At 44.7% G+C, this 2,284-nt stretch carries 2 protein-coding genes; one reads left to right on the forward strand and one right to left on the reverse strand.

Translation table 11 applies throughout. From position 1 onward, the window contains the following. Window positions 1–80 precede the first annotated feature (80 nt). Window positions 81–404, forward strand: coding sequence for a hypothetical protein (locus NNO02_RS23070; RefSeq protein ID WP_442867929.1), 324 nt, complete (start codon window positions 81–83; stop codon window positions 402–404). 496 nt (window positions 405–900) lie between these two features. Here the strand turns inward: NNO02_RS23070 and NNO02_RS23075 are convergent, their stop codons facing one another. After that, a complete protein-coding gene (locus NNO02_RS23075) occupies window positions 901–2,088 on the reverse strand; it encodes an OmpP1/FadL family transporter (RefSeq protein WP_271455857.1) in 1,188 nt (395 codons plus the stop codon). Between the last annotated feature and the right edge of the window lie 196 nt (window positions 2,089–2,284).

The following is a 2,284-nucleotide window of genomic DNA, read 5'->3' on the forward strand; positions in this document are numbered from 1 at the left end:
TTTTTAAACATCATAGTTGTGGACGCACACCTGTTAAAAAAGATAATGGCAGGCATCCACTTACTGTCTATATAAAGCACATGCGCAAACTCTACTTTATCTTTTTCATTGGCACACTCTCTGCCTGTAATTCGGCACCACCGGCACCGGTGAGCAAAATTAACAACATGATTATTCCAGTTGTACAACAGGAAGCCACATCACCACCTGCTAATCCTGAACTGTACAGATCGTTATATCAAAAAAATAAACAGCAAATTGACAATATTGCGATATCACTAAAAAGTGAATATCTTCAGGATGTTAAATCGCGTGATATATTTGATGTTCACAGTGAGACTAATCAGGTGTATGCCTCTTTAACCAAGCTTGAACAAATGCAACAGATGAATGACTACTATTAGAACGATTCGTAGGTGAAATAACTCCATCCGATACAGGATTAACTTTAAGGTATTGTAATGATTCTCCAGCTCACAATTGCGTCAGGGTTCAGGGAGTACCAGTAAAGCCGGGGATCGTCACCGTAAGAGTATCAGGCGGATTGTTTGGCACTAATGTAGCGACAGGTGGGGAATTTGATAAAACATATACTATTAAGATCAAAGATTCAGAAGGATCTTTTTAAGATCGTTTGAGCGGTGCTCTCAGCATCGCCCATCAAGATACGAGAATCCGCTCAGAGAGCGGTTTTCTCACATCTTAGTGGTCAAAAAACAATCTTAACGTACAATAATTTTCGATATCCAAACTGACCCCAATTAGAACAAATGGAAAAGGCCACCAGCAGATAGCCTGATATGGGTAAAAATGTAGCTATACCGCGCGTGCTAGACGAAAATATGACGGGAGATAGTTCAACGTGGTGATTATTGATAATGCGCGGAAAGCAACCAAATACTAGAACTGATAGCTGTAGTTAACACTGGCAAACCATAGCCACGGATTTTTGTATTCACCGGCAAACGGATCTGATTTTACGTTCGCCGACTGCATATGCAAATATTCGACTGCAAACCCGACATTGCTGGCCGGGGTAATTTGGTACTGCGCTCCGGTGGCAAAACGCCATTCATCGCCGGTTGGTAATGAAAGTGCGACATCGTTTTGCGTTTTGTACGGTGAACTGTCAAATGCGACGCCTGCATTTATGCGCCACTGCTCATCGGGACGATATTGCACACCCAACGCGGTATGCCATGTGTCCTGAAGCCGGTTTGTTCGATCGCTTGTATGACCATTAACCTGTATCTGCGGGCTACCAAACTGGCTCCAGTCCTGCCAGCCAAGATCGCCCATCACCGACCACTGCTGATTAATATCGTGAACCAGGCTAAACATCACCTGTTGTGGTGCATGCACCTGGGTAGAGAACGGCAAATCATACTCAAGATTGGGCTGGTTCAGGAATCGTACCTTACCATCAATATTGAAATGGTAGTCTGTCTTGCTGGTCCAGGTAATACCTGCACGGGTTTGATCGGTTAAATCCATTAATAAGCCAAGATGATAGTTCATCGCCCAGTCATGGTCGTGTTGTGTCTGATCATTGCCATCATTATTCCGGGTCAGAGATAGAAAACCGTAGTTGAGCCCGGCTGCGGCACCAACGGACACTCTATCACTCAGTTTCCATGCCACACCTGGACTTAGCGTCATCGCAACCATCGTACTTTTTTTAATGAGTCGATCGCCTGCCCAGTGACCAAAATCAATACCGAGGCCATAGTTGCTATACAATCCAATTCCCGCAGAAACGGTATCGTTCAGGTGTTGGGTGTAAAACAGACTGGCATTAGGGAATACCTTCATGGCATTGCCGGGACTTTGCTGTTCGACAGACGCGTTATTGAGTGTGTAAGGAATATCACCACCCATTGCCTGCAATCCTGTGGTCACCATATGATCGGGTAAACGTGTCATTCCGGCGGGATTAGTGAGCAAGGTTGCGGCATCCTGAGCGCGCGCGGCCTGACCTGCCCCCGCCAGTGCGGTATCCTCGGTTCCTGTTTCATAGAAATAGAGTGCGCTGGCATGCCCGACAGTCGAAAAGAGCATCCCGGAGATGAGAATGATATTTTTATTCATTGAGTTACCTGTTTGGAAGGGTAATCTTTATTGCCAGAGGAGCGTTGTTGTACCCCTGTAAAACGATAGAGTCGCCTCTCTGTTTCACAAAAATTGTTATATTGATTTCCGCAACATCATAATCATTAGCCAGGAATGGTGTCTTGTTGAATTTTATCCAATATTAAATTTTATATTTCACGCTACGACGTTACTA

This window comes from Citrobacter sp. Awk 2 (genome assembly GCF_028069815.1).
GTDB lineage: Bacteria > Pseudomonadota > Gammaproteobacteria > Enterobacterales > Enterobacteriaceae > Citrobacter.

Excerpts from the sequence above, each read along its gene's own strand:
- NNO02_RS23075 (WP_271455857.1), bottom strand. The coding sequence starts at position 2,088 with ATGAATAAAAATATCATTCTCATCTCCGGGATGCTCTTTTCGACTGTC.
- NNO02_RS23070 (WP_442867929.1), top strand. The coding sequence starts at position 81 with ATGCGCAAACTCTACTTTATCTTTTTCATTGGCACACTCTCTGCCTGT.